At 71.5% G+C, this 22,771-nt stretch carries 23 protein-coding genes; 15 read left to right on the top strand and 8 right to left on the bottom strand.

All coding sequences use genetic code 11. The annotated features are described in order from the left end of the window. Positions 1-75: 75 nt before the first annotated feature. Together AB0472_RS33320 and AB0472_RS33315 are read right to left on the bottom strand one after the other, a co-directional pair. Entirely contained in the window at positions 76-1,047 is a 972-nt protein-coding gene (locus tag AB0472_RS33320) for a 2-oxoglutarate and iron-dependent oxygenase domain-containing protein (RefSeq protein WP_366362010.1), read from the bottom strand. Next, on the bottom strand, positions 1,040-1,498 hold the full coding sequence (locus tag AB0472_RS33315) for a nucleoside deaminase (protein WP_366362008.1): 459 nt from the start codon (positions 1,496-1,498) through the stop codon (positions 1,040-1,042). The genes AB0472_RS33320 and AB0472_RS33315 overlap by 8 nt, the downstream gene beginning before the upstream one ends. Positions 1,499-1,609: 111 nt before the next feature. Here AB0472_RS33315 and AB0472_RS33310 point away from each other — a divergent pair, with 111 nt between their 5' ends. Both AB0472_RS33310 and AB0472_RS33305 read left to right on the top strand, forming a co-directional pair. Continuing rightward, positions 1,610-2,986 (top strand): PucR family transcriptional regulator, encoded by a 1,377-nt coding sequence (locus AB0472_RS33310; RefSeq protein WP_366362006.1) that lies wholly within the window; start codon positions 1,610-1,612, stop codon positions 2,984-2,986. A gap of 121 nt (positions 2,987-3,107) precedes the next feature. After that, a complete protein-coding gene (locus AB0472_RS33305) occupies positions 3,108-4,118 on the top strand; it encodes a CorA family divalent cation transporter (protein ID WP_366362004.1) in 1,011 nt (336 codons plus the stop codon). A 123-nt stretch (positions 4,119-4,241) separates the two neighbouring features. Here the strand turns inward: AB0472_RS33305 and AB0472_RS33300 are convergent, their stop codons facing one another. The 3 genes from AB0472_RS33300 to AB0472_RS33290 all read right to left on the bottom strand — a co-directional run bounded on the left by AB0472_RS33300 (position 4,242) and on the right by AB0472_RS33290 (position 6,802). Further along, entirely contained in the window at positions 4,242-5,630 is a 1,389-nt protein-coding gene (locus AB0472_RS33300) for a cytosine permease (RefSeq protein WP_366362002.1), read from the bottom strand. A gap of 152 nt (positions 5,631-5,782) precedes the next feature. Next, positions 5,783-6,025, bottom strand: coding sequence for a chaplin (locus AB0472_RS33295; protein WP_366362000.1), 243 nt, complete (start codon positions 6,023-6,025; stop codon positions 5,783-5,785). A gap of 126 nt (positions 6,026-6,151) precedes the next feature. After that, entirely contained in the window at positions 6,152-6,802 is a 651-nt protein-coding gene (locus AB0472_RS33290) for an NAD(P)H-dependent oxidoreductase (RefSeq protein ID WP_366361998.1), read from the bottom strand. Between the two features lie 127 nt (positions 6,803-6,929). Here AB0472_RS33290 and AB0472_RS33285 point away from each other — a divergent pair, with 127 nt between their 5' ends. Next, on the top strand, positions 6,930-7,280 hold the full coding sequence (locus AB0472_RS33285) for a helix-turn-helix domain-containing protein (RefSeq protein ID WP_366361996.1): 351 nt from the start codon (positions 6,930-6,932) through the stop codon (positions 7,278-7,280). Positions 7,281-7,566: 286 nt separating this feature from the next. Next, positions 7,567-9,261: a LamG-like jellyroll fold domain-containing protein gene (locus AB0472_RS33280; protein WP_366361994.1), complete on the top strand. Its 1,695-nt coding sequence runs from the start codon at positions 7,567-7,569 to the stop codon at positions 9,259-9,261. A gap of 4 nt (positions 9,262-9,265) precedes the next feature. On the opposite strand, the gene AB0472_RS33275 is transcribed toward AB0472_RS33280, so the two are convergent. Next, positions 9,266-9,610: a PLD nuclease N-terminal domain-containing protein gene (locus AB0472_RS33275; protein WP_366361992.1), complete on the bottom strand. Its 345-nt coding sequence runs from the start codon at positions 9,608-9,610 to the stop codon at positions 9,266-9,268. A gap of 195 nt (positions 9,611-9,805) precedes the next feature. On the opposite strand from AB0472_RS33275, the gene AB0472_RS33270 reads away from it, so the two are divergent. After that, positions 9,806-11,257, top strand: coding sequence for a menaquinone biosynthesis decarboxylase (locus AB0472_RS33270; RefSeq protein WP_366361990.1), 1,452 nt, complete (start codon positions 9,806-9,808; stop codon positions 11,255-11,257). A gap of 35 nt (positions 11,258-11,292) precedes the next feature. On the opposite strand, the gene AB0472_RS33265 is transcribed toward AB0472_RS33270, so the two are convergent. Further along, positions 11,293-12,492: a transposase gene (locus AB0472_RS33265; RefSeq protein WP_366362144.1), complete on the bottom strand. Its 1,200-nt coding sequence runs from the start codon at positions 12,490-12,492 to the stop codon at positions 11,293-11,295. Positions 12,493-12,524: 32 nt separating this feature from the next. Between AB0472_RS33265 and AB0472_RS33260 the strand changes: the two genes are divergently transcribed. The 8 genes from AB0472_RS33260 (at position 12,525) to AB0472_RS33225 (ending at position 18,046) form a co-directional block, all read left to right on the top strand. Next, positions 12,525-12,689, top strand: coding sequence for an Arc family DNA-binding protein (locus tag AB0472_RS33260; RefSeq protein WP_366361988.1), 165 nt, complete (start codon positions 12,525-12,527; stop codon positions 12,687-12,689). Positions 12,690-12,767: 78 nt separating this feature from the next. After that, positions 12,768-13,670, top strand: coding sequence for a menaquinone biosynthesis prenyltransferase MqnP (mqnP, locus tag AB0472_RS33255; RefSeq protein WP_366361986.1), 903 nt, complete (start codon positions 12,768-12,770; stop codon positions 13,668-13,670). A 159-nt stretch (positions 13,671-13,829) separates the two neighbouring features. Then, positions 13,830-14,474 (top strand): UbiX family flavin prenyltransferase, encoded by a 645-nt coding sequence (locus tag AB0472_RS33250; RefSeq protein ID WP_366361984.1) that lies wholly within the window; start codon positions 13,830-13,832, stop codon positions 14,472-14,474. A 60-nt stretch (positions 14,475-14,534) separates the two neighbouring features. Beyond that, positions 14,535-14,990, top strand: a complete 456-nt coding sequence (locus tag AB0472_RS33245; protein ID WP_366361982.1) for an Lrp/AsnC family transcriptional regulator — start codon at positions 14,535-14,537, stop codon at positions 14,988-14,990. Positions 14,991-15,071: 81 nt separating this feature from the next. Further along, entirely contained in the window at positions 15,072-16,235 is a 1,164-nt protein-coding gene (gene mqnE, locus AB0472_RS33240) for an aminofutalosine synthase MqnE (RefSeq protein ID WP_351486357.1), read from the top strand. Between the two features lie 233 nt (positions 16,236-16,468). Further along, positions 16,469-16,993, top strand: a complete 525-nt coding sequence (locus tag AB0472_RS33235; protein ID WP_366361980.1) for a GNAT family N-acetyltransferase — start codon at positions 16,469-16,471, stop codon at positions 16,991-16,993. Positions 16,994-17,068: 75 nt separating this feature from the next. Continuing rightward, entirely contained in the window at positions 17,069-17,368 is a 300-nt protein-coding gene (locus AB0472_RS33230; protein ID WP_366361978.1) for a DUF4229 domain-containing protein, read from the top strand. Positions 17,369-17,407: 39 nt separating this feature from the next. Next, the gene (locus AB0472_RS33225) at positions 17,408-18,046 is read left to right on the top strand and encodes a TetR/AcrR family transcriptional regulator (RefSeq protein ID WP_366361976.1); all 639 of its coding nucleotides are present in this window, start codon (positions 17,408-17,410) and stop codon (positions 18,044-18,046) included. A 127-nt stretch (positions 18,047-18,173) separates the two neighbouring features. On the opposite strand, the gene AB0472_RS33220 is transcribed toward AB0472_RS33225, so the two are convergent. Next, the gene (locus AB0472_RS33220) at positions 18,174-19,013 is read right to left on the bottom strand and encodes a MaoC/PaaZ C-terminal domain-containing protein (RefSeq protein WP_366361974.1); all 840 of its coding nucleotides are present in this window, start codon (positions 19,011-19,013) and stop codon (positions 18,174-18,176) included. 435 nt (positions 19,014-19,448) lie between these two features. On the opposite strand from AB0472_RS33220, the gene AB0472_RS33215 reads away from it, so the two are divergent. Together AB0472_RS33215 and AB0472_RS33210 are read left to right on the top strand one after the other, a co-directional pair. After that, complete coding sequence (locus AB0472_RS33215) at positions 19,449-21,353, top strand: AMP-binding protein (RefSeq protein ID WP_366362142.1); 1,905 nt, start codon at positions 19,449-19,451, stop codon at positions 21,351-21,353. A gap of 125 nt (positions 21,354-21,478) precedes the next feature. Further along, positions 21,479-22,687, top strand: coding sequence for a cytochrome P450 (locus AB0472_RS33210; RefSeq protein ID WP_366361972.1), 1,209 nt, complete (start codon positions 21,479-21,481; stop codon positions 22,685-22,687). Positions 22,688-22,771: the final 84 nt, after the last annotated feature.

Genomic DNA, 22,771 nt, shown 5'->3' with positions numbered 1-22,771 from the left:
AAGTGTAGGAACGGGGAGTTGCTCCGGGCCAGATCGGGTGATGACTGTTGGGTCACGAATCCTGACGCTGAGAGATCAGCCGACGGTGATGGCGTCCAGCTTCTCCCGCAGGTAGACGTGCGAGTCGACCGGCGGGTAGGCGACCTTGCCGACCGGCGCCGGGACGGACTCGACGGTGGTGCCCGGGGTGCACTCGCCGAAGTAGACGAGGGACATCAGCTCCTCGGCGGGCGCGTCGGTGGGCGGCGGCAGCACCCGGTGCCGTCCCGACCGCCACCGGTCGCCGGTCCAACGCGCCATCAGGTCACCGATGTTGATGGTGAACGCGGCGGGGTCGAAGGGCGCGTCCTGCCAGCCGCCCTCGTCGGTGTACACCTGCAGCCCGCCTCTGCCGGCCTGCCGGTCCAGGATGGTCACGGTCCCGAAGTCGGTGTGCGGCCCGATCCGGAACTGCCCCGGCGCGGGCTCGCCGACCACGTCGGTGCCCGGGTACCAGTTGATGTTGAAGCCGTACGTCGGATGGTCCATGTGCCGGGAGAAGAAGTCCTGTTCGAGCCCGAGCGCGTACCCGAGCAGGGACAGCAGCTCCTTCTCCAGGCCGGCCATCCGCTCCAGGTACTCCTCGCAGAGCGTGCGCAGCTCCGGCACCTCGGCCGGCCACACGTTGGGCGCGTACCACTCCGCGTTGACCACCGGGTCCTCGAACGGCTCGTCGGTGGCGAAGGTCAGCGACTCCTTCAGGTCGGGCGGGGTCTCGGTGCCTTCCGAGTAGCCGTTGGCCTCCGCGCCGGGCCCGAGCCAGCCGCGGCCGCCGACCTTCGCCCCGTACGCCTGCTTGACCTCGGCGGGGAGGGCGAAGAACCGGCGCGCGGCCTCGCGTACGGCGGTGCGCAGCTCCGCTTCGACCCCGTGCCCGGTGACGAGCAGGAAGCCGGCGGTCCGCAGGGCGGAGTCGACGGTCCGGGCGAGGTCCTCGCGGGCCGCCGGGTCACCGTCCAGCCAGGGACGCAGATCGATGGTGGGGATGCGGGGCCTGGGCTCACTCACCGATGTCCTCATTCCACAGAGCCGGGTTGTTCTCGACGAAGTCGTGCATCAGGGCGACGCACTCGGCGTCCTCCAGCAGGACGATCTCCACACCGTGCGCGGCGAGCCACTCGTGGCCGCCGTGGAAGGTGGCCGCCTCGCCGATCACGACCCGGGAGATGCCGAACTGGCGGACCAGGCCGGAGCAGTACCAGCAGGGCGACAGGGTCGTCACCATGGTGGTGCCCCGGTACGACCGCTGCCGGCCCGCCGCCCGGAAGGCGGCCGTCTCCGCGTGCGTCGAGGGGTCGTCGTCCTGCACCCGCCGGTTGTGCCCGCGGCCGAGCAGTGCGCCGTCGGCGCCGTAGAGCGCGGCACCGATCGGGATGCCCCCCTCGGCGAGCCCGGCGCGCGCCTCGGCGACGGCGGTGGCGAGCCAGGTACGGGCGGTACGGGCGTCCAGATGATCCATGACGACACTCTCCCGTGGCCGAAACACGAGGGCAACGTGCGGAAAGTAGCCTCCGGGCAGCCCCCGGCCGGACGAAATGTCAGCGGCCGCGCCCGTTCCCTGGAGGTCGCCGTGCCCGCACTCACCCTCCGCGAAGTCCTGGCCCTCGACCCGGTGCGGGCGGCCCGCCCCGAACTGCTCGCCGGGGAGGACGCCCTGGACCGCCCGGTCCGCTGGGTGCTCCCCCTGATTCTCGACTTCGCTCGAAGCGGGGGGACCCCCACCAGCGAGGCCTACGAGGGCGTCAGCTTCCTCGACGGCGGCGAACTCCTCCTCACCAACGGCTTCGGACTCACCGACGCCGACGACGAGCTCCGCCGCCGGTACGTGCGCGAGCTGGCGGCGCGCGGTGCGGCCGGGCTCGCGGTGGAGGTCGGGCGCGCGCTGCCCGGCATGCCGCCCGAGGTGACCGACGAGGCCCGCCGCCTCGGCCTGCCGCTGATCGCCCTGCACCGGGTGGTGCCCTTCGTGCGGATCACCGAGGCCGCCAACCGGGCAATCGTGGCCCGGGGCCTGTCCGGACGCCGTACGGTCGTGCGGCCCTGGGGCGACGACCACGCGGCGGCGCTCCTCGCCGACCTGGCCGACGGGCAGGCCCTCAACCAGCCCGAGGTGGAGGCCCGGGCCGCCCTCGCCGGGTTCCACCCCGGCCCCGGCGCCCGGCTCCTCGGCGTCTCGCTGCACGGCAGCCGGGGCGTGGGCGCGGTGGACCGGGCGGCTCGGGTACTGGGCGGCGCCGGGACGCTGCGGGCCGCGTTCCCGGGCGACGTGCTGGCGCTGCTGGCGGTACCGGCCGCGGTCCCCGGCGACCCGGTGCGGGCCGTGCAGGAGGCCTTCCGCGGCGTCACCGAGGCGGGGGCCACGGTCGCCGTCGGCCACGCGGTCGGTCCCGGCGGCTGGCTGCACTGGAGCGAGACGCTGCGCGCGGCCCGCACCACCCTGGAACTCGCGCTGACCGTGCCGCCCGCCGAACCGGCCGTGCCCGAGGGCCCGTCGGTCACCTCGGCCCGCGCCCTCGCCCTGGAACGGGAGCTGACCCGGGGCGGGATCGCCGCCAACCGTGACCGGCTCGCCGCGCTCGTCCAGCACACCCTCGGCCCGCTGCTCGCCTGGGAGGCGGCGCACCCCAGCGACCTGGTCCGCACCCTGGAGGTGCACCTGCGGCACGGCTGCTCCCCGACCCGCACCGCCGCCCTCCTGCACATCGGCCGCCAGTCCCTCTACCAGCGCCTGGAACGCATCGAGTCGCTCCTCGGCCTGGAGATCGACGACCCGGACCTGCTGGGCGAACTCCTCACGGCGGCCTGCGCGCACCGGGTGGTGCGGCAGCGCCCCGAAGGGGCGCGGGCCCCTGTCCGGTCCGCGGCTGCCGCCGCGTGCGCGCGACCGGCCACGACGGCGCGGCAGTCGGCGGACGACATGCCGCGGCACGTCCGGCGGAGCGCCTAGGCACGGGGCCGCCGCCTCGCCCGGACGGCCCGCACCTGGTCGGAGCGGCAGCGGGTGCGCGTACCGCCGGCCGCACGCAGGCTGGGAGCGTGCGTGACGGGCTCAGCGGCGAGGACGATCGATGATCGTGACGGTGGTGTCGGTGCCGGACGGGGGTACGACGACGGTCTCCGTTCCGGAGGCGCGCCGGCGGCTCGCCACGGATCCGTTCCTGATCCTCGGTGTCGAACTGGGTGAGGAGGAGGGCCCGGCGGAGGCCCCGGGGGAGGCCCGGGCGTCGGGCCCGGCCGAGGAGCCGGTGGTGCGGCAGCTCGGCCTCGACGACGAGGACCTGGAGTGGTTCGGCCGGCCGGGCGGGTCACCGCGGGCCGAGTTCCTGGGCGACACCGTCGGGTTCGTCGTGCCGGTGGTCCGGGCCGGCCGGGTCCACCATGTGCACGCCCTCGCCTCCGCGACCTTCCTCGTCGTCGTCCACTGGGGCCGCCGGGCCGGCCTGGCGGGGGACATCAGGGCGCTGGTGCGGCGGGAGCGGCCGCGCGACGCGGTGGCCGCGCTGTTCCTGCTGCTCCAGGAGGCGCTGTCGACGTTCCGCCGGGCCGCGGTGCGGGCGCTGCTCCAGGTGGAGGAGCTGGAGGACGACATGTTCGACGCGCGGCGCCCCGAGCAGATCTACCGGCTGTCCCAGCTGCGCCGTCACTCCGCGGTCCTGCACCACGCGCTGCTGCCCTACCTCCAGGGCGTCGACGAGGTGATCACCCGCAGGATGCTCAGCCCCGACTTCCCGGTGGAGCGGCAGCGGCTCGCCCAGGAGTTCCAGCGGGCGGCGCGCCTGGTCCTCGCGGACATCGAGTCCCTGCAGGACGCCAGCCGCCGGGCTTTCGCCAGCTACGCGTCCCTGGTCGCGGGGGAACAGAACGGGGTGATCAACCGGCTGGCGATCGTGTCGGTGATCTTCCTGCCGCTGTCGTTCCTGACCGGGTTCTTCGGCATGAACTTCGAGTTCCTGACCAACCGGCTGGAGACCCGCGACGAGTTCTGGCTGCTCGCCGTGGGTCTCCAGATGATCGCCGTGGTCGGGTCCCTGTTCCTGCTGCACCGGAGCCGGATCTGGCGGCAGCTGCGGGACGACTGAGGGCGCCGACGGGAGGGTTTCGGGGCGTCGGCCGGCCGCGGGTTTCGTTGTGGCTGGTCGCGCAGTTCCTCCCCCAGCGTGCGGCCGGGGGCACTCCCGGCGCCCCTGCGGGGCGCGGGGTTGCTAGCGGCTGCGCTTGCGGAGCACCGCGTACAGCAGTGCGCTGACCGCGAAGCCGACCAGCGGGGTGATGTCGCCGAAGGCGGGGTGGTGCTTCGGGACGTATCCGACGTAGTCCTCCTGGTTGGAGAAGAGGGGGACGGAGACCGCGACGCCGGTCAGCAGGGCGGCGAGGCCCGGCCAGTTGGTGTGGGTGCGGTCGGCGAGGCGGGCGGAGAGTTCCGCGTCCGTGGCGGTACGGCGCTGGAGCCACCGTTCCACCAGGACGACGCCCAGCCACGGCGCCACCCAGTAGGCGATGACGAGCAGGAACGCCTCGTAGGCCGCGCCCGCGTCGTCCAGCGAGGCCCAGGCGGCGGCCGTACCGGCGATGCCCGAGACCACGACCAGGGCGCTGCGGCTCAGCCAGGTGGGGAGCCGCAGACCGAAGGAGGCGACGGAGATCGCGCCGGAGTACACGTTGAGGGCGTTCGCCGAGATGCCGCCGAGCATGATGGCGAGCAGGACGAGGTCGCCGAGCCAGCCGGGGAGGTGGCCGGTGAAGGCGGCGGTCGGGGTGGCGTCCTTCGGGGCGACGACGGTCGCCGAGGCCGCGCCGATGACGGCGACGATCGACACCGACACGAACAGGCCGACGGCCGGCCACAGGACGGTCCTCACCTTGTCCGCGGTGCGCGGCAGGTAGCGGGAGTAGTCGGTGGCGTACGGGTTCCAGCCGGCCGCGTAGCCCCAGGCCGCGCTGAACGCGAGCAGGAAGCCGCCGACGCCGCCGCCCGAACCGCCCCCGCCGAGGTCCGCGTCCTTGAAGGTCCACACCCCGGCCAGCAGGAAGACCACCGCGAGCGCCGGGAACGCGTACTTCTCGAAGGTGTGCACGAAGTTGTGGCCGATGAAGCCGATGAGGATCTCGGCGACCACGACAAGGAGAAGGCAGGGCAGGGGACGCAGGCCGGTCAGCGTGTTCAGGGCGAAGGCGGCGCTGACGCTGTTCACGGCGAACCAGCCGACGCCCGCGAGCAGGCCGTTGGCGGCGGAGGGCAGGATGTTGCCGAGGAAGCCGAAGGAGAAGCGGCCGATCACCATCTGCGGGACGCCGAACCGGGGCCCGTCCAGCGAGAGCACCCCCTGGGTGACCGCGCCGATCGCGGTGCCCAGCAGGATCGCGGCGGTCGCCGTCCAGAAGTCCAGGCCGAAGAAGAGGACCGCGATCACGCCGATGTAGACGGTCGCGAACTCGATGTTGGGGGAGGCCCAGGTCCAGAGCAGCTGGAGCGGGCTGCCGTGGCGTTCGGCGTCGGGGATCGGTTCCGAGCCCGCCGCCTCCACGGCGATGACCCGGTCGCCGTACTCGGGCGCGATGGGGGTGGTGGAACCGGCGGGAGCAGTCGTCATACGAGGTAAGTGTCGGGATCGCTCCGGGTGCGGCCCAGGGGCGCACTGTCCGCTTCGGGCGGCTCACCGGCGTACAACCTGCACGCAGGCGAGGAGTTCCGCGGGCGTGGTGCCTGCGGAACTCCTCGGACGGTACCCGCGGTGCGGTGAGGTCAGCCGTTGGTGCAGGCGTTGGCCGCCGCCGGGTTCAGCAGGCCGATGACGTCGATGCTGTCGCCGCACACGTTCACCGGGATGTCGACCGGGACCTCGATGACGTTGCCCGACAGCACGCCCGGGCTGTTGGACGCGGTACCGGTGGCGTCGGCGCCGTTGTCGGCGAACGCCGCGGTGGCACCGCCGAGGGCGAAGGTGGCGGCGAGGGCGCCGGCGACGGCGAGGGAACGAATGCGCATGCTGGTCTCCATGGTGTCTGGATGTCAGAACGCGTCCATCACAACCGGTCGCCACCGGGCCCGCACGCGGTGCTGGTCCGATCGGCGCAACCGGCACCGGACCGGGGCCCGGGGCCGGCGCGCACGTCACGCGGCGAGGCGGTCCGCCAGCTCCTTCGCCTTGCTGGCCGCGTCCTGGAGGGCGCGGTCGCGGGAGGCCTCGTAGAGCGGCACGAGCTCGGCCATGGCCGGGTTCTGCGGGGCCATGGTCAGCTCCGGCACGATGAAGTCGACATCCAGGCCGAGGCCGTCGCCGAGCAGCGCGGCCAGGTAGTTCTGGACGTACTCGTACGGCTCCCGGGGGGTACCCGGCGCGTACGAGCCGCCGCGGCTGGCGACCACGGTGACCGGCGTCCCCTTGGCGGACGGCGTCTCGCCCATCGTGCGGTTGAACAGGACCACGTTGTCCAGCCACGCCTTCAGCGTCGACGGGATCGTGAAGTTGTACATCGGGGCGCCTATGAGCACCGCGTCCGCCTCCTCCAGCTCCTCGATCAGCCGCACCCGGGCCGCGAAGGCGTCCGCCTGCTCGGGGGTGTGGGTGGCGGGGTCGGCGAAACCGGCGGTGTGCGCGGCGGCGGTCAGGTGCGGTACGGGGTCCGCCGCCAGGTCGCGGTAGATCACCTTGCCGTCGGGGTGCTGCGCCAGCCACTCCGTGCGGAAGGCGTCGGTGACGGTGCGGGAGGAGGACGCCCCGCCCGGGAGGAGGGACGAGTCGATGTGGAGAAGCGTGGCCATGAGAGGTCTCCGGATACACGGGCCCAGGGCGGAGCCGCGGGGCTGAGAATTCGTACTCAGCTATAGATAACACAGGTGCTTACTTTTTTGCAGCTCCTTCCTTTTGGTGTGACTGTACCCTGATGTCATGGCGGTGGAGCAGGTCCATGACCCGGAAGCGTGCAAGGGTGTCGACGACGGCATCACGCGCGTCTTCCAAGTGCTCGGCAAGCGCTGGAACGGCCCGATCCTGTCCGTCCTGCTGGGTCAGCCCACCCACTTCGCCAGCCTGCGCCGCGCCGTCCCCGGCATCAGCGAGCGCATGCTCTCCGACCGCCTCGCCGAGCTGGCCGCGGCGGGGCTCGTGGTCCGCGAGGTCGACGAGGGCCCGCCACTGCGGGTCTCGTACCGCCTCACCGCGTCGGGCGCCGCGCTGGAGCCGTCGCTGCGGGCACTGCGCGAGTGGGCCCAGGAGCACCTGCCGGACTCCCCCTGCTGACGGTCGGCCGCGGCGCGCGCTCGCGCCGGGTAACCGGGCGTGCCGGAAAGGCGGTTGACCGCCCGGACGCCTCAGCGGCTGCCGGGCCCGCCGCTCGGATCGGCGAGGCGACGGAAGGGTAGGAGCCGCGCGACGGCCCACGACGGCGCCGCGCTCGCCCGCTGCCCGGTCCCCAAGGGCAGACCCGGGGGCAACTTGCCCCGCACGGACCGGAATCGGCCAACCGCCGCGGCCGGTGGTCCTATGCTGACCGGGTCTCGGGGGAGTCGGCGGTGCGGGAGGGGTCGTGGCAGTTCTGGAGCCGGGGGATCCGCGCTCCGTCGGGGAGTACCAGTTGCTGCGGCGGCTCGGCGCGGGCGGGATGGGCCGGGTCTTCCTCGGCCGTTCGCCGGGCGGCCGGCCCGTCGCCGTGAAAGTGGTCCACGCCGAACTGGTCGCGGGACAGCCGGAGTTCCGATCGAGGTTCCGGCGCGAGGTGGAGGCCGCCCGCAAGGTGAGCGGTGCCTTCACCGCACCGGTCGTGGACGCCGATCCGGACGCCCCGCTGCCCTGGCTGGTCACCAGCTACATCGCGGGGCCCTCGCTCCAGGACGCGGTCGCCGAGAGAGGACCGCTGCCGGCCGCCACCGTGCTCGATCTCGCCGCCGGGCTGGCGGAGGCGCTCACGTCGATCCATGCGGCCCAGCTGGTGCACCGGGACCTCAAGCCGTCGAACGTGCTGCTGGCCGAGGACGGGCCGCGGGTCATCGACTTCGGTATCGCGCGGAGCGTGGAGTCCGCGACGATCACGCAGGCGGGGCTGATGGTCGGCTCGCCCGGCTTCATGTCGCCGGAGCAGGTCGCGGGCAGCGAGGTGACGGGCGCGAGCGACGTGTTCTCGCTCGGTGCGGTGCTGGCGTTCGCGGCCACCGGCGGCAACCCGTTCGGCGCCGGGCCCACCCCGGCCCTGCTCTACCGCGTCGTCCACGACGATCCCGACATCACCGCCGTCACCGACCCGGCCCTCGCCTCCCTCGTCGCGGACTGCCTGGTCAAGGACCCGGCCGGGCGGCCCACCCCGCGCGAGATCCTGGCCCGGGTCGGCCCGGCGACGGATGCCACCGCCTTCCTCGCGAGACCCGCGGCCGATCCACCGGCCGACCTCGCGCGCCCGGCCCCGCCGCCCGTCACGGCGACCCGCCAGGTCACCAGACTCGCCCCGGCCCCGCCGCCGGTGCCCCACCGCCAGAACCCGGGCACCAGCCGCCGTACCCTCCTCGTCTCCGGGGGAGCGCTGGCCGTCGCCGCGATCGCGGCCGTACCGGTCGCCCACCTGGTCAACCGGGGCAGGGCCAGCTCCCCGCAGCACCCGGCCGGTTCGGGTTCCGTCTCCGTCCCCTCGCCGCTGGACGCCTGGCCGCTGGACGAGACCTCGGGCGCGGTCGCCGCCGACGACACCGGCCGGTACGACGGCGCGGCCACCGCGGTCGGGTGGGGGCGGGGCAAGGACGGGGCCGCACTGTTCGACGGCGGCACCAGCCAGATCGCGACCGCGGGACCGGTGCTGCGGACCGCGAAGGGCCGCAGTTTCACCGTCTCGGCGTGGGTGGCCCTGAGCAGGGTCCCGTCGTCCTTCGCGACCGCCGTCAGCCAGGACGCGGGTGACGCCAGCGGCTTCTACCTCCAGTACTCGGCCGCCGAGAACCGCTGGGCCTTCGCCCGCCCCGACCTGCGCGCCCTGTCGTTCACGGTCCCGAAGCCGGATGCCTGGACCCACCTGGTCGGCGTCTACGAGGGCCTCCGCAACCAGCTCCTCCTGTACGTCGACGGCGTCCAGGAAGCCGGCATCAACGACAGCAACCCCGTCGCCGCCCGCGGCCCCCTCCTCATCGGCCGTGCCACCACGGCCGGCACCCCCGCCGACTGGTTCCCCGGCTCGATCAAACAGGTCCAGGTCTTCCAGCGGGCACTGACGGCGGCCCAGGTGAAGGCGCTGCTGTAGGCGGTCAGTCGGTGCGCGGATCGTCCCGCTTCAGGGACTTCAGGAACTCCGGGTTGTCGTCCGGGGCGACCCAGCGCTCGCGCGGCTGCCGGGCCTTGCCGGCCACCAGCCAGGCCACCGGGCCGACCAGGACCTCGCCGAAGAGCAGGATGACGAACACCCACGCCAGCTTCGGCAGGGCACGGACCTCGTCCTCGGGGGTGTTCAGGCAGTCCACGAAGGCGTAGATCCACAGCGCGAGGACCAGCAAATAGGGCAGATACCTGAGCATGGCGGCCACACTACTGAAGTCGGCGGCGCGATGCCGGTGCGGGAAGCCGGCCGGGCCGGTGTCCTCAGGAGACGCCACCGGACGCCGGCGTCAGTGAGACGAGCGCCTCCTCCGGCAGGCGGGGGAGCGGAGCGGTGGGCGGTGCGGGTGGATTCCCTGGGGGCGGCGCCCCCGCCGGGGGCCACCACGGACGCGTGCGTCGCGTCCCACGGCCGACGCGTAGGCAGGGGGCGGTGACCGGGCCCGGACCCCGGGTGGCCGATACTGGGACACATGGCTTACGACGATCTTCGCTCCCTGCTCCGGGCACTGGAGCGCGAGGGAGACCTCAAGCGTGTCAAGGCCGAGGTCGACCCGTATCTGGAGGTCGGGGAGATCGTCGACCGGGTGCAGAAGTCCGGCGGACCGGCCCTGCTCTTCGAGAACGTGAAGGGGTCGAGCATGCCCCTCGCGATGAACGTGTTCGGCACCGACCGGCGGCTGCTCAAGGCCCTCGGGCTGAAGTCGTACGGGGAGATCTCCGAGAAGATCGGCGGGCTGCTGCGCCCCGAGCTGCCGCACGGCTTCGTCGGTGTGCGCGAGGCGTTCGGCAAGCTCGGCGCGATGACGCACGTACCGCCGAAGAAGGTCAAGGAGGCCCCGGTGCAGGAGGTCGTCCTGACCGGCGAGGACGTCGACCTGGACCGGCTCCCGGCGCTGTTCACCTGGCCGCAGGACGGCGGCTCCTTCTTCAACCTGGGGCTCACCCACACCAAGGACCCCGAGACCGGCATCCGGAATCTGGGCCTCTACCGGCTCCAGCGTCACGACCGGCGCACCATCGGCATGCACTGGCAGATCCACAAGGACAGCCGCAACCACTACCAGGTGGCGGCGCGCAGGGGAGAGCGGCTCCCGGTCGCGATCGCCTTCGGCTGCCCGCCCGCCGTCACCTACGCCTCCACCGCCCCGCTCCCCGGCGACATCGACGAGTACCTGTTCGCCGGGTTCATCGCCGGCAAGCGGATCGAGATGGTCGACTGCAAGACGGTCCCGCTCCAGGTCCCGGCGAGCGCCGAGGTCGTCCTGGAGGGCTGGCTGGAGCCGGGCGAGATGCGGCCCGAGGGCCCGTTCGGCGACCACACCGGCTTCTACACGCCGCAGGAGCCGTTCCCGGCCCTGACCATCGACTGCGTGACGATGCGCAAGCGGCCGCTGCTCCAGTCGATCGTCGTCGGCCGCCCCCCGACGGAGGACGGTCCGCTGGGCCGCGCCACGGAACGCTTCTTCCTGCCCCTCCTGAAGATCATCGTCCCGGACATCGTGGACTACCACCTCCCCGAGGCCGGCGGCTTCCACAACTGTGCGATCGTCTCGATCGACAAGAAGTACCCGAAGCACGCGCAGAAGGTCATGCACGCCGTCTGGGGGGCGCACATGATGTCGCTCACCAAGCTGATCGTGGTCGTCGACTCCGACTGCGACGTGCACGACCTGCACGAGGTCGCCTGGCGGGCCCTCGGCAACACCGACTACGCCCGTGACCTCACGGTCGTGGAAGGCCCCGTCGACCACCTCGACCACGCCTCCTACCAGCAGTTCTGGGGCGGCAAGGCGGGCATCGACGCGACCAGGAAGTGGCCCGAGGAGGGCTACACACGGGACGGGGGCTGGCCGGACATGGTCCTGCCGGACCCGGATACGGCGGCCCTCGTGGACCGCCGCTGGAAGGAGTACGGCCTTTGACTGCTTCCCTCTCTGAAAGGGAGGGGATTCCTGGCTCAGGCTGCCTCTTGGAGCGGCGCTCCAAGAGTTCCTACGCCCTCGACACCAGCCGGGTTCAGACCAGCCCGGACGAGCATCACACGGGCGGAGTTCTTGTCTCTGGGGGACACGGCTCCGCAGGCGATGCAGGTATAAGTACGTTCCGAAAGAGGAAGTGCGTGCTTGGTTCTCGCTCCGCACGATGCGCAGTCCATGGTGGTGTGCGCCGGGTGCACGAGGTACACGTCGCGCGCGTGTTTCCGGGCCATCTCCAGCAGGGCCGTCTTGGTGGCGCCGATCGCCGCGTCGGCGGCCTTGCGCGCCATGCTGGTCTTGGCGAGGAACTTCGGACGGAAGTCCTCCACAGCGATTGCGTCATGGTCCGTCACGACGCGCTTGGCCCACTTACGGGCGGTGTCCTGTCGCTGACGGGCGATCTTCTGGCACGTCTTCGCCCGCAGCTTCCTCGCCTCGCGATAACCCTTCGAAGCCGACCGTCCCTTGGCGGGTTTACGGCGGGCCATCATCCGGTCGTACCGGGTCAGCTTGGTCTTGGCCTTTTCGCCGTGTTCGGCGTGCGGGAGGTCATGGCCCTCACTCGTCGTGGTCGCGGTCTCGCGGACGCCCCAGTCCACGCCGATCACGGCGCCAGTGGCGGGGAGTGGCTGGACCTCCGCGGGAACGACGAACGAGGCATACCAGTGCCCGAGACTGTCCCGGTACACGCGCACACTGGTCGGATCGGCGGGCAGGTCCCGCGACCACACCACGTTCAGGACGATGCCGCCCGCGAGGTGCAGACGCCGGTCCTTCACCCGGAAGCCGCGCCGCGTGTAGTTGAGGGTGGGGTCGGCCTCGCGCTTTTTCTTGTGTCTCGGCATACCGGCCCGCTGCTGTCGCGGCAGGCGCTCCTTGATGTCCTTCAAGGCCTTCGCTCGGCACTTGCCGAAGTCGCGGATGATTTGCTGCTGCGGTACAGAGCTGCCTTCAATCAGCCACGGCCCGGTAGCGCGGGCCTCGGTCAGCATTCTGTCCAGCCGGGCGGGGCCGCACTTCTCCCCGTCGCGGTGGGCCTTCTTGGAGCGGGCGACGCACTCATTCCAGATCCAGCGGCAGCGGTCCCATTCGGCCAGCAGTGCCGAGTGGGCGGTCGACGACACGCGCAGCCGGTAGGTGTACCGGGCATGGCCCGCGTCTACCACCGTTCCTGGTGTCATCATGACACTACGGTACCACTAGAATGCGGAGCGTGACTGATGAAGTGCGTATCACGCTCAGGCTCCCCGCCGACCTTCACGTCTGGCTGGTTGCCCAGGCCAAGTCCGCCCGCCGCTCCCTCAATTCCGAGATCGTGTACCGCTTGGACGGTGAGCGCTCGACCATCGCGCCAGACGGCGAGTCACCACGAAAGTGATTCGCCTTTCCGTGCCCTGCACAGAAGGCGTTTGATTCTTCCCCGATCTGAAGGCCGGGGCATTCTCGGAGGTTCTCAGTGAGTTCTGCATCAGCCGCGATCCCGCAGCCAGGACGCACCAAGGCGTTTCTCCGGCTGGTGATGATCGAGCACTCGGTCTTCGCCCTGCCCTTCGCGTACATCGCCGCGCTGACCGCGATGTTCGAGCTGGACCGGAACATCCACTGGGGCCGGCTGCTCCTGGTCACGGTCTGCATGGTCGGCCTGCGCACCTTCGCGATGGCCGTCAACCGGATCATCGACCGCGAGATCGACGCCCGGAACCCGCGCACCGCCCACCGTGAGCTGGTCACCGGCGCGATGAGCGTCAAGCACGCCTGGACCGGCGCGCTGATCGCGGTCGCCGTCTTCCTCGGCTCGGCGGCCCTCCTGAACCCCCTCTGCCTGGCCCTGGCCCCCGTCGCCGTGATCCCGATGGTGGTCTACCCCTACGGCAAGCGGTTCACGAACTTCCCCCAGGCCATCCTGGGCCTCGCCCAGGCCATGGGCCCGATCGGCGGCTGGCTGGCGATCACCGGCGAGTGGTCCTGGGAAGCGGTGATCCTCGGCCTCGCCGTCGGCATCTGGATCGGCGGCTTCGACCTGATCTACGCCTGCCAGGACGTCGAGACCGACCGTGAGATCGGCGTCATGTCGGTCCCGGCCCGCTTCGGCATCCCGGCGGCGATCTGGGGCGCCCGGGTCTGCCACGCGCTGGTGACCGGCCTGTTCGTCTGGTACGCCGTGGCCACCCACGCAGGCGCGTTCTTCTGGCTGGGCCTGGTGATCGTCGCCGCCGCCTTCGCCTACGAGCACTCCATCGTCCGCCCGCACGACCTCTCGCGCCTGAACCGCGCCTTCTTCAGCGTCAACGGGTTTATCGGCATTGCCCTGTTCGTGTGCGCCCTGCTGGATCTGCTGGTCCGTGGTCTGACCGTCTGAACACGGTGCGGCCCGCCGTCAGGTGACAGGAGCGGAAGGCCGGCGAGCCCGTCCCGGACGGCGACCGCCTCCCCGCCGACCCGTAGGCCCCCCACCCGGCCTGAACCTCGGTCGGCGCGCCGGTACGCTCAAGATGTGAACGCAGGAGAAACGCAGCGCGTGCCTTGGATCGTGGGGGTGTCCGGGGCGTCCGGAACGCCGTATGCCGCTGCTGTGCTGCGTGGCCTGCTGGACGCGGGGGAGAGCGTCGACCTGGTGGTCAGCCGGGCCTCGCGGCTCACCCTGCTGGACGAGACCGGGATCTCCTTCCGGGACGCGCACTGGCAGGACGACCTGGGGGAATGGCTGGCGCGGGGGGCCGACGGCAAGCCGGGCACCTTCGCGGCCGACCTGGCCCGGGTGCGGTACTGGAGCGCCGGCGACCTGGCCGCCGGGCCGTCCTCCGGGTCGTACCGGGCGAAGGGCATGCTGATCGTGCCGGCGTCCACCGCCGCCGTCGCCGGGGTCGCCCTCGGCCTCTCCAAGGACCTGCTCCAGCGGGCGGCCAGTGTCACCCTGAAGGAGCGCCGCCCGCTCGTCGTCGCCGTCCGCGAGACCCCGCTGAACGGCCAGACCCTGCGCCACCTGGTCACCCTGGACGACCTCGGGGCGGTCGTCGTCCCGGCCTCCCCCGCCTTCTACGCGGGCGCGACCCACATCCAGGACCTCGTCGACTTCGTCGCCGGCCGGGTGCTCGACGCGGCCGGTGTGGGGCACCGGCTCTACCGCCGCTGGGAAGGGGACCTCGGCGGCGCCGGCAAGTAGCTGTACCTCAGCACCACCTCTCATCTACTTCGGGAATCTTCAGCGGAAGGCTTCGATCGCATGGACGCCGTGGACAGGCAGCTCATCCAGGCCCTGAGGGAGAACGGCCGGGCCTCCTACGCTGAGCTGGGCCGCCTCGTCGGACTGTCGGGACCCAGCGTCACCGACCGCATCAACCGGCTGGAGGCGGCCGGGGTCATCACCGGCTACCGGGCCACCGTCGACGCGGCCTCGCTCGGCCTCGGCGTCACCGCCCTCATCGGGATCTCCCTCTCCGACGCGGCCGACCACGAGGACGTGGCGCAGCGGCTGCGGGACCTGCCGGAGATCGAGGACTGCTGGTTCATCGCCGGCGACGACTCGTTCATGCTCAAGGTGCGTTCGTCGGACGTGGACGGCCTGGAGAAGACCATCCGGCGGCTGTCCGGGACGAAGGGCGTCTCCCGGACCCGTACCACGATCGTGCTGTCCACGAAGTGGGAGAACCGGGTCGGGGAACTTCCCGAAGAGGCGTAGGCCCGAAGGGCCGTATGGGGGTACCTGCCGCCCGAAGGGTGGGGCGTACGGTGGTCGAAGTTGTCGTAGAGAGGTGTGGGCATGGACGTCGGGCTCAAGCGTGAGCTGGAGGAGAAGGTCAGGGCCGGTGAGCGGCTGACCCGCGAGGACGGCATCGCGCTGTACGAGTCGGACGACCTGGCCTGGCTGGGCGGCCTCGCCCACGAGGTGCGGACGCGCAAGAACGGCGACGTCGTCCACTTCAACGTCAACCGTCACCTCAACATGACGAACGTGTGCACCGCGTCCTGCGCGTACTGCTCGTTCCAGCGCAAGCCGGGCGAGAAGGACGCCTACACCATGCGCATCGAGGAGGCGGTGAAGCTCGCCAAGGCGATGGAGGGCGAGAACCTCACCGAGCTGCACATCGTCAACGGCCTGCACCCGAACCTGCCGTGGCGCTACTACCCGCGGTCGCTGCGCGAGCTGAAGGCGGCCCTCCCGAACGTCTCGCTGAAGGCCTTCACGGCGACCGAGATCCACCACTTCGAGACGATCTCCGGTCTGTCGGCCTCCGAGATCCTCGACGAGCTGATCGACGCGGGCCTCGAATCGCTGACCGGTGGCGGCGCGGAGATCTTCGACTGGGAGGTCCGGCAGCACATCGTGGACCACCGCACCCACTGGGAGGACTGGTCGCGGATCCACCGCCTGGCGCACGAGAAGGGTCTGAAGACCCCGTGCACCATGCTGTACGGCCACATCGAGGAGCCCCGTCACCGCGTCGACCACGTGCTGCGCCTGCGCGAGCTGCAGGACGAGACGAACGGCTTCCAGGTCTTCATCCCGCTGCGCTACCAGCACGACTTCGTGGACATGAAGGACGGCAAGGTCAGGAACCGGCTCCAGGCCCGGACCCAGATGGCGACCGGCGCGGAGGCCCTGAAGACCTTCGCGGTCTCCCGTCTCCTCTTCGACAACGTCCCGCACGTCAAGGTCTTCTGGGTCATGCACGGCGTGCAGACGGCGCAGCTGGCGCTGCAGCACGGGGCCGACGACATGGACGGGTCGGTCGTCGAGTACAAGATCACCCACGACGCGGACAACTACGGCACGCCGAACAAGCTGACCCGCGAGGACCTGCTCGACCTCATCCGCGACGCGGGCTTCCGCCCGGTGGAGCGGAACACGCGGTACGAGATCATCCGCGAGTACGACGGGCCGGACCCGGCGCGCCGGGAGTCCCCGCAGCCGATGCGGGTGTGAGGCCGCCGACGATGCGGGTGTGAGGCCGCCGACGGCGCGGGTGTGAGGCCGCCCGACGGTGCGTTTCCGGGTGCGGGTGCGTCGTGGCTCCTCGCGCAGTTCCCACCGGCCCTTGCGGGGCTCGCTGCAGTGCGCCCCGCAAAGGGCGCGGGGAACTGCGCGACCAGCCCCCACCGGCCCGCAGTCGCGAGACGGCCCTACCCGCCCCCCGTCGTAATAGATACGATCCCGGCATGCCCCTTACCTTCACCCTCGACCCCGCCATCACCCCCGCCCTCCGCGACGGCGTCCTCACCCTGTGGACGGACGTGACCAACGCAGGCGGAGCCGTCGGGTTCGTGGCGCCGGTCACGGCGGAGGACGTCCGGCCGGAGCTGGTGCGGCATCTCGTCGCGATGGCCGAGGGCCGGCACCGGCTCCTCGTCGGGCACGACGAGGCCGGTGAGGTCGCCGCCACCGCCTTCTTCTCCTTCAACACGCACCGGCTGATGACGCACTGGGTGTGGCTGTACACCGTGATGGTGCACCCGGGACACCAGGGCCGGGGCTACGGCCGCGACCTCCTCGCGGCCGCCGCCGACGCCGCCCGCGGCTTCGACGGCATCGACGCGATACGGCTCAGCTGCCGCGGTGGCCTCGGCCTGGAGAAGTTCTACGGCTCCTGCGGCTACAAGGAGGTCGGCCGGGTCCCCGCCGCGGTCCGCGTCGCCCCCGGCGACGACCGCGACGACATCACCATGCTGCTCCCGCTGACCTGACCCCGGTGAAAGATCGGCCCCACGGCGTGCTTCACTGGACGGTGCCCCTTTTCGTCATCGGAAGACTGGATTGAGATGCTCCGCTACACGCTGATGCGCCTCGGTATCTTCGCGGGCTGCCTCCTCGTCGTCTGGGGCCTCGTCTACGCCGGGGCGTTCCCGCGTGGCTTCGGCGACTCCAACCTTCTGTGGGTCCTGCTGCTCTCCCTCGTCCTGTCGGCGCCGATCAGCTTCGTCGTACTGCGCAAGGAGCGGGACCGGGCCTCGGTGCAGGTCGCGCAGCGGGTCGAACGGATGCAGGCGAACATCGAGGCCAACCGCAGCCAGGAGGACGCCGCGGTCGACGCGGCGGACCAGGCCCAGGCCTCCTCCTGAGCGGCTCCCTCGCCGCCGGCCCCAACTAGGCTTCGTGCCATGGGGACCGTCAAGACCAAGCGGATGCCGCGCGCGGTGCGTGAGCAGCAGATGCTGGACGCCGCCGTGCGGACCTTCGGCCAGCGCGGCTACATGGCCGCGTCGATGGACGAGATCGCCGAACTAGCCGGCGTCTCCAAGCCGTTGGTGTACCTGTACCTCAACTCCAAGGACGATCTGTTCACGGCCTGCATCCGCCGTGAGGCCAGAGCCCTGACCGACGCGGTCCGCACCGGTGTCGACCGCGCGCTGCCCGCCGACCGGCAGCTCTGGGACGGACTGCGGGCGTTCTTCACGTACACCGCCGGACACCCCGACGGCTGGTCGGTGCTGCACCTCCAGGCCCGTACGCACGGCGAGCGGTTCGCCTCCGAGGTCGCGGCGATGCGCGAGGAGATCGTCGCGTTCGTGACCCAGCTCATCGTCGCCGCCGCCCGTGCCGCGCACCGGGACCCCGACCTGGCGGAGGGCGAGGTCGCGGGCCTCGCCGAGGCGCTGGTGGGCGCGGCCGAGTCCCTGGCCACCTGGGCCAACGCCACGCCGGGAGTCACGGCACGTCAGGCCGCCGCGACCCTGATGAACTTCGCCTGGGCGGGCCTCGGCAACCTGATGGAGGGCCGGCCCTGGTCCCCGCCCTGACCGGCCCGGTCCGTCACACGGCACCCCAGCGGCGCAACGCGGGCGCCAGCCGGCTGCGGCCCACGTGGTACAGCTTCCTGGTGCCCCGCCCGGCGAGGCGCCGCAATCTCTGTGCGGTGTCGGCCGGTCACTGGGCAACGCGCGGTCCGACACTGCCCGCCACGTGCACCCGGTCGCCGCTGCGCAGTTGGAAACGGCCGTCCGCGGCGGCGTATTCGACCCTGGCCGGCAGCAGCACCGGCGCCCGGAACTCCGCCCGCACGACTGCCGCCGTCGGCACCCCGTGCGCGGCAAGGCACCGGGCCACGGTCCACATGCCGTGCGCGATGGCCCGGGGGAAGCCGAAGAGGCGGGCGGTGAGCGGGTGCAGGTGAATGGGGTTGCGGTCCCCGGACGCGGCCCCGTACCGCCGGCCGACGTCCCCGGCGATCCGCCACTCCTCGACGACGGGCAGCGGGCGGCCGGGCTCCTCCCGGACCGTCTCACCCGGGTGCCGCGTACGGTGCCGTGCCAGATACGTGCTCCGCGACTCCCACACCAGGTCCTCGCCGATCCGCACCCCGGTCACGACGGTGGCCTCGGTGCCCCGCCGGTGCGGCCTCAACTCCTCGACGTGGACGGCGATGTCGTACGTCCCGCCGCCTGGCAGCTCGGCGTACCGCTCGATCTCGACGGAGGTGTGCACCAGCCCCAGCAGCGGCAACGGGAACTCGCGCGCGGTCATCAGCCGCATGGCCAACGGGAATCCGAGCACGTGCGGATAGGTGACCGGCAGTCCGTCCTCCCCGGTGGCGTACCCGCAGACCCGCTCGTAGCCGGCGAGCCTTTCGAGGTCGGGGCGGACGCCCGGCAGCACGAGCTGAGTGCGGGGGAAGTCCGCGTCGGGGGCGGGCCGTTTGAACGGTGACCGTAGCGCCCCGCGCACGAGCAGAGGCCCGAGAGAAGGAGAGCTGCCGAGGTTGATCACAGGGCCTTCCTTTCACGTTCCGGTGCCGAAGGCGCGCCCGGCCGCGACGCACCCGCGGCCTGGGAAGTACCCGGCGTCCCCCATATGGCCCAATTCCTGACTCCGGAGTAAGGTTACCGTAGGTAAGCCTATGTCACAGCTGTCAATCACCGGGAAACGGGCCGAACGTGAAGGACCCTCACGTAACCTCCGGGATTGCACAGGCCCGTCCCCGGACAACCCCCGAAACCCCACAAGCCCGCCACAGCGGACCCGTACGATCTCCAGCCTGAACCGCCGGTAACCCCTTCCCGAGTGCCGGTGCCGGTGAACGCCTCGGTGCGCGAGGCACGTACGTCATGCAGCAAGCAGTTCACCGCTGCACGCCCGAGGAGCCGCCCCGTGTCCACGTCCTCTTATCCGCACGCCGCCCCGGTCTTCTTCTCCGGCGCGGCGATCCAGGCCACGGACTACGACGGGAACCCGATCCTGGTCGAGCCCCTCGTGCAGCGGCTGGACGGGGTGGTCCGGGAGGCGTACGTACCGCCGTTCGCGCCCCCGGTACGGCACGGCTCGCTCGCGGACCTGCCGTTCGAGAACGCGGAGGCGGAGCCCGGTGCCGTGGTGCTCAGCCGCAAGTCGTCCGAGGAGGACGGCCGTTGGGCGCACGTGACGGCCGCTCAGTTCGCCGCGCAGGTGCTGGCGGTGGCGAAGGGCCTGATCGCCGAGGGCCTGGTGCCGGGCGACCGGATCGCGATCATGGCCCGGACGACCTACGAGTGGACACTCCTCGACTTCGGCGCCTGGGCGGCCGGTCTGGTGACGGTGCCGATCTACCCGACCTCCTCGGTCTTCCAGACCCGCTGGATCATGCACGACTCCGGTGCCGTCGCCCTGGTCACCGAGACCGGCGCGCAGGCCGCCGCGCTCGGCCCCGAACTCGACCGGCTGCCCGACCTCAGGCACCTGTGGGTGATGGAGAAGGGGCACGTGGACCGGCTCGCGGAGGCCGGCGCGCAGGTGCCGGACGGCGAGGTGGGCGTCCGGCGGGGCATGCTGGGCCCGGACACCCTCGCCACCCTGATCTACACCTCCGGCACCACCGGCCGCCCCAAGGGCTGCGCCCTCTCGCACGGCAACTTCTTCGCCGAGGTCGACAACGCGATCGAACTCCTCTACCCGATCTTCAAGGCGCGCAGCGAAGAGGAGGTCTCCGTCCTCCTCTTCCTCCCCATGTCCCACGTCTTCGGCCGCATGGTGGCGATCGCCTGCGTCCGCGCCGGGGTCCGCCTCGGTCACGCCCCCAGCCTCAAGGCCGAGGACCTGCTCCCGGACCTCGCCGGCTTCAAACCGACCTGTCTGCTCACCATCCCGTACATGCTGGAGAAGGTCTTCAACACCGCGCGGGCGAAGGCGGAGTCGGGCGGACGGGTCTCGGTCTTCGACCGGGCCACGGGGGTCGCGCAGCGCTACGGCGAGGCGCTGGAGGCGAAACAGACCGGTACCGGCAGCGGGCCCGGCCGCGCCCTGAAGACCGCCCGCACCTTCTACGACCCGCTCGTCTACCGCCGGATCCGGACCGCCATGGGCGGCCGCGTCCGGCACATCATCTGCGGCGGTTCCCCGCTGGGCCGCCGCCTCGCCGCGTTCTACGCCGGGGCCGGCATCGAGATCTACGAGGGCTACGGCCTGACCGAGACCACGGCGGCCAGCACCTGCACCCCGCCCCTCAAGCCGCGCCTCGGCACGGTGGGGTGGCCGATGCCCGGCACCAAGGTCCGGATCGCCGCCGACGGCGAGATCCTGGTCGCCGGCGAACACGTGCTGCGCGGCTACTGGGACCCGGCGGCCGGCGGGGTCGTCCCCGCCACCCGGGACGGCTGGCTGGCCACCGGCGACCTCGGCGAACTCGACGACGAGGGCTACCTCACCATCACCGGCCGCAAGAAGGAGATGCTGATCACGGCCGGCGGCAAGTCCGTCGCCCCCGCCCCGCTCGAGAACTGGCTGCGCTCGCACCCCCTCATCTCCCAGGTGATGCTGGTCGGCGACGGGCTGCCGTACGTCAGCGCCCTCATCACCCTGGACCGGGACGGCCTCACCCACTGGCGCCAGATGAACGGCAAGCACCCGGTGCCGCCGGAGCTCCTGATGGACGACGCCGAACTGCTCGCCGTCCTGCAGCGCGCCGTCGACGAGGCCAACAAGCTCGTCTCCCGCCCCGAGTCCATCCGGCGCTTCGCCATGCTCCCCGTCGACTTCACCGAGGAGGCCGGGCATCTGACCCCGTCGATGAAGCTGCGCCGCGAGGCGGTCATGAAGGACTTCGCGACGGAGATCGAGGGTCTGTACGCCAAGTGACCGGCGGCCGTCGCCGCGCACGGTGGTTTGCGTTAGCCCACGTGGCCCCACCTGGGTCGATTAACACACCGGTTGATACGGAAGCCGTGATTCCATCGCGAGAGGAGGTACTCCATGGTCGACCGATGAAGGAGAACAACGTGCAGGCCGTCGACTGTCCCTTCGGTTTCAGCAAGGCCCTCGACTTCGATCCGGCACTGTCCGGGTTCATGGAGCGCGAGTCCCTAGGCACCATCCGCCTGCCGTACGGCGAGTCGGACGCCTGGCTGGTCACCAGTTTCGAGTCGGTGCAGGTGGTGACCACGGATCCCCGGTTCAGCCGGGCCGAGATCATCGAGTACGACTATCCGCGCATGACCGCCGAACCGATCGTCTCCCCCGAGTCGATCAACGTGATGGACCCGCCGCAGAGCAGCCGGATCCGGCATCTGGCCACCCAGGCCTTCACCCAGCAGCACGTGGAACGCATGCGGGACCGTATCGTCCTGCTCGCGGACCGGCTGCTGGACGGGATGGAGGCGCAGGGCTGTCCCGCCGACCTGGTCCGGCATCTGTCCGACCCCCTTCCCCAGCACACGATCATGGACCTGCTGGGCATCGAACGCGCCGAGTGGCCCCGGATGCAGGAACAGGTCCAGCGGCTGCTGGTGGTGGGCGCGGGCAACCGCGACGTCGCCCGCGCGGCCAAGCAGGACCTGACGGCCTACTTCGGCCAGCTCGTCAACGAACGCCGTAAGGAACCCGGCACGGACCTCGTCAGCCTGCTCGTCGAGGCACGGGACGGCGACGACCACCTCGACGACCGGGAACTGGCGGTCCTGCTGCTGACGCTCACCCTCAGCGGCCAGGACACGGCCACCTGCCAGATCAGCGACATCATGTACCTGCTGCTGACCCGCCCGGAGCTCGCGGAGTACGCCCGCGCGCACCGCGAGAACCTGACGGAGTTCCTCCACGAACTGCTCCGGTACATCCCCTTCCGCAAGGGCGTGGGCATTCCCCGGGTGGCACTGGAGGACGTGGAGCTGGACGGGGTCCTCATCAAACGCGGCGACTTCGTCCACGTCTCGTACCTGACGGCCAACCGCGACCCCGACCGCTACCCGGATCCGCACGAGATCGTGCCCGACCGCCCCGTCATGCCCCACATGACCTTCGGCTGGGGCGGCCACCGGTGCATCGCGGTGCCCCTGGCGATGGCCGAACTGGAGGTGGCCGTCGGCCGCCTCCTGGACCGTTTCCCCGACCTCCGCCTGGCGGTACAGCCGGACGAGGTCCGCTGGGACACCAAGACCATCCGCCGCTTCCCGCTGCGGCTGCCGGTGGCCTGGTAGCCCGGACCCGGGCACGCCCGGACCGAGACGCACGGCGCCGGGGGCCCCCCCCCCCCCGCCGGCGCCGGGGGCCCCCCCCCCCCC

The sequence above is a fragment of the Streptomyces sp. NPDC086777 genome, from assembly GCF_040702065.1.
In the GTDB taxonomy this organism is placed as follows: Bacteria; Actinomycetota; Actinomycetes; order Streptomycetales; family Streptomycetaceae; genus Streptomyces.
This window is presented reverse-complemented; position numbering and strand designations above follow the sequence as displayed.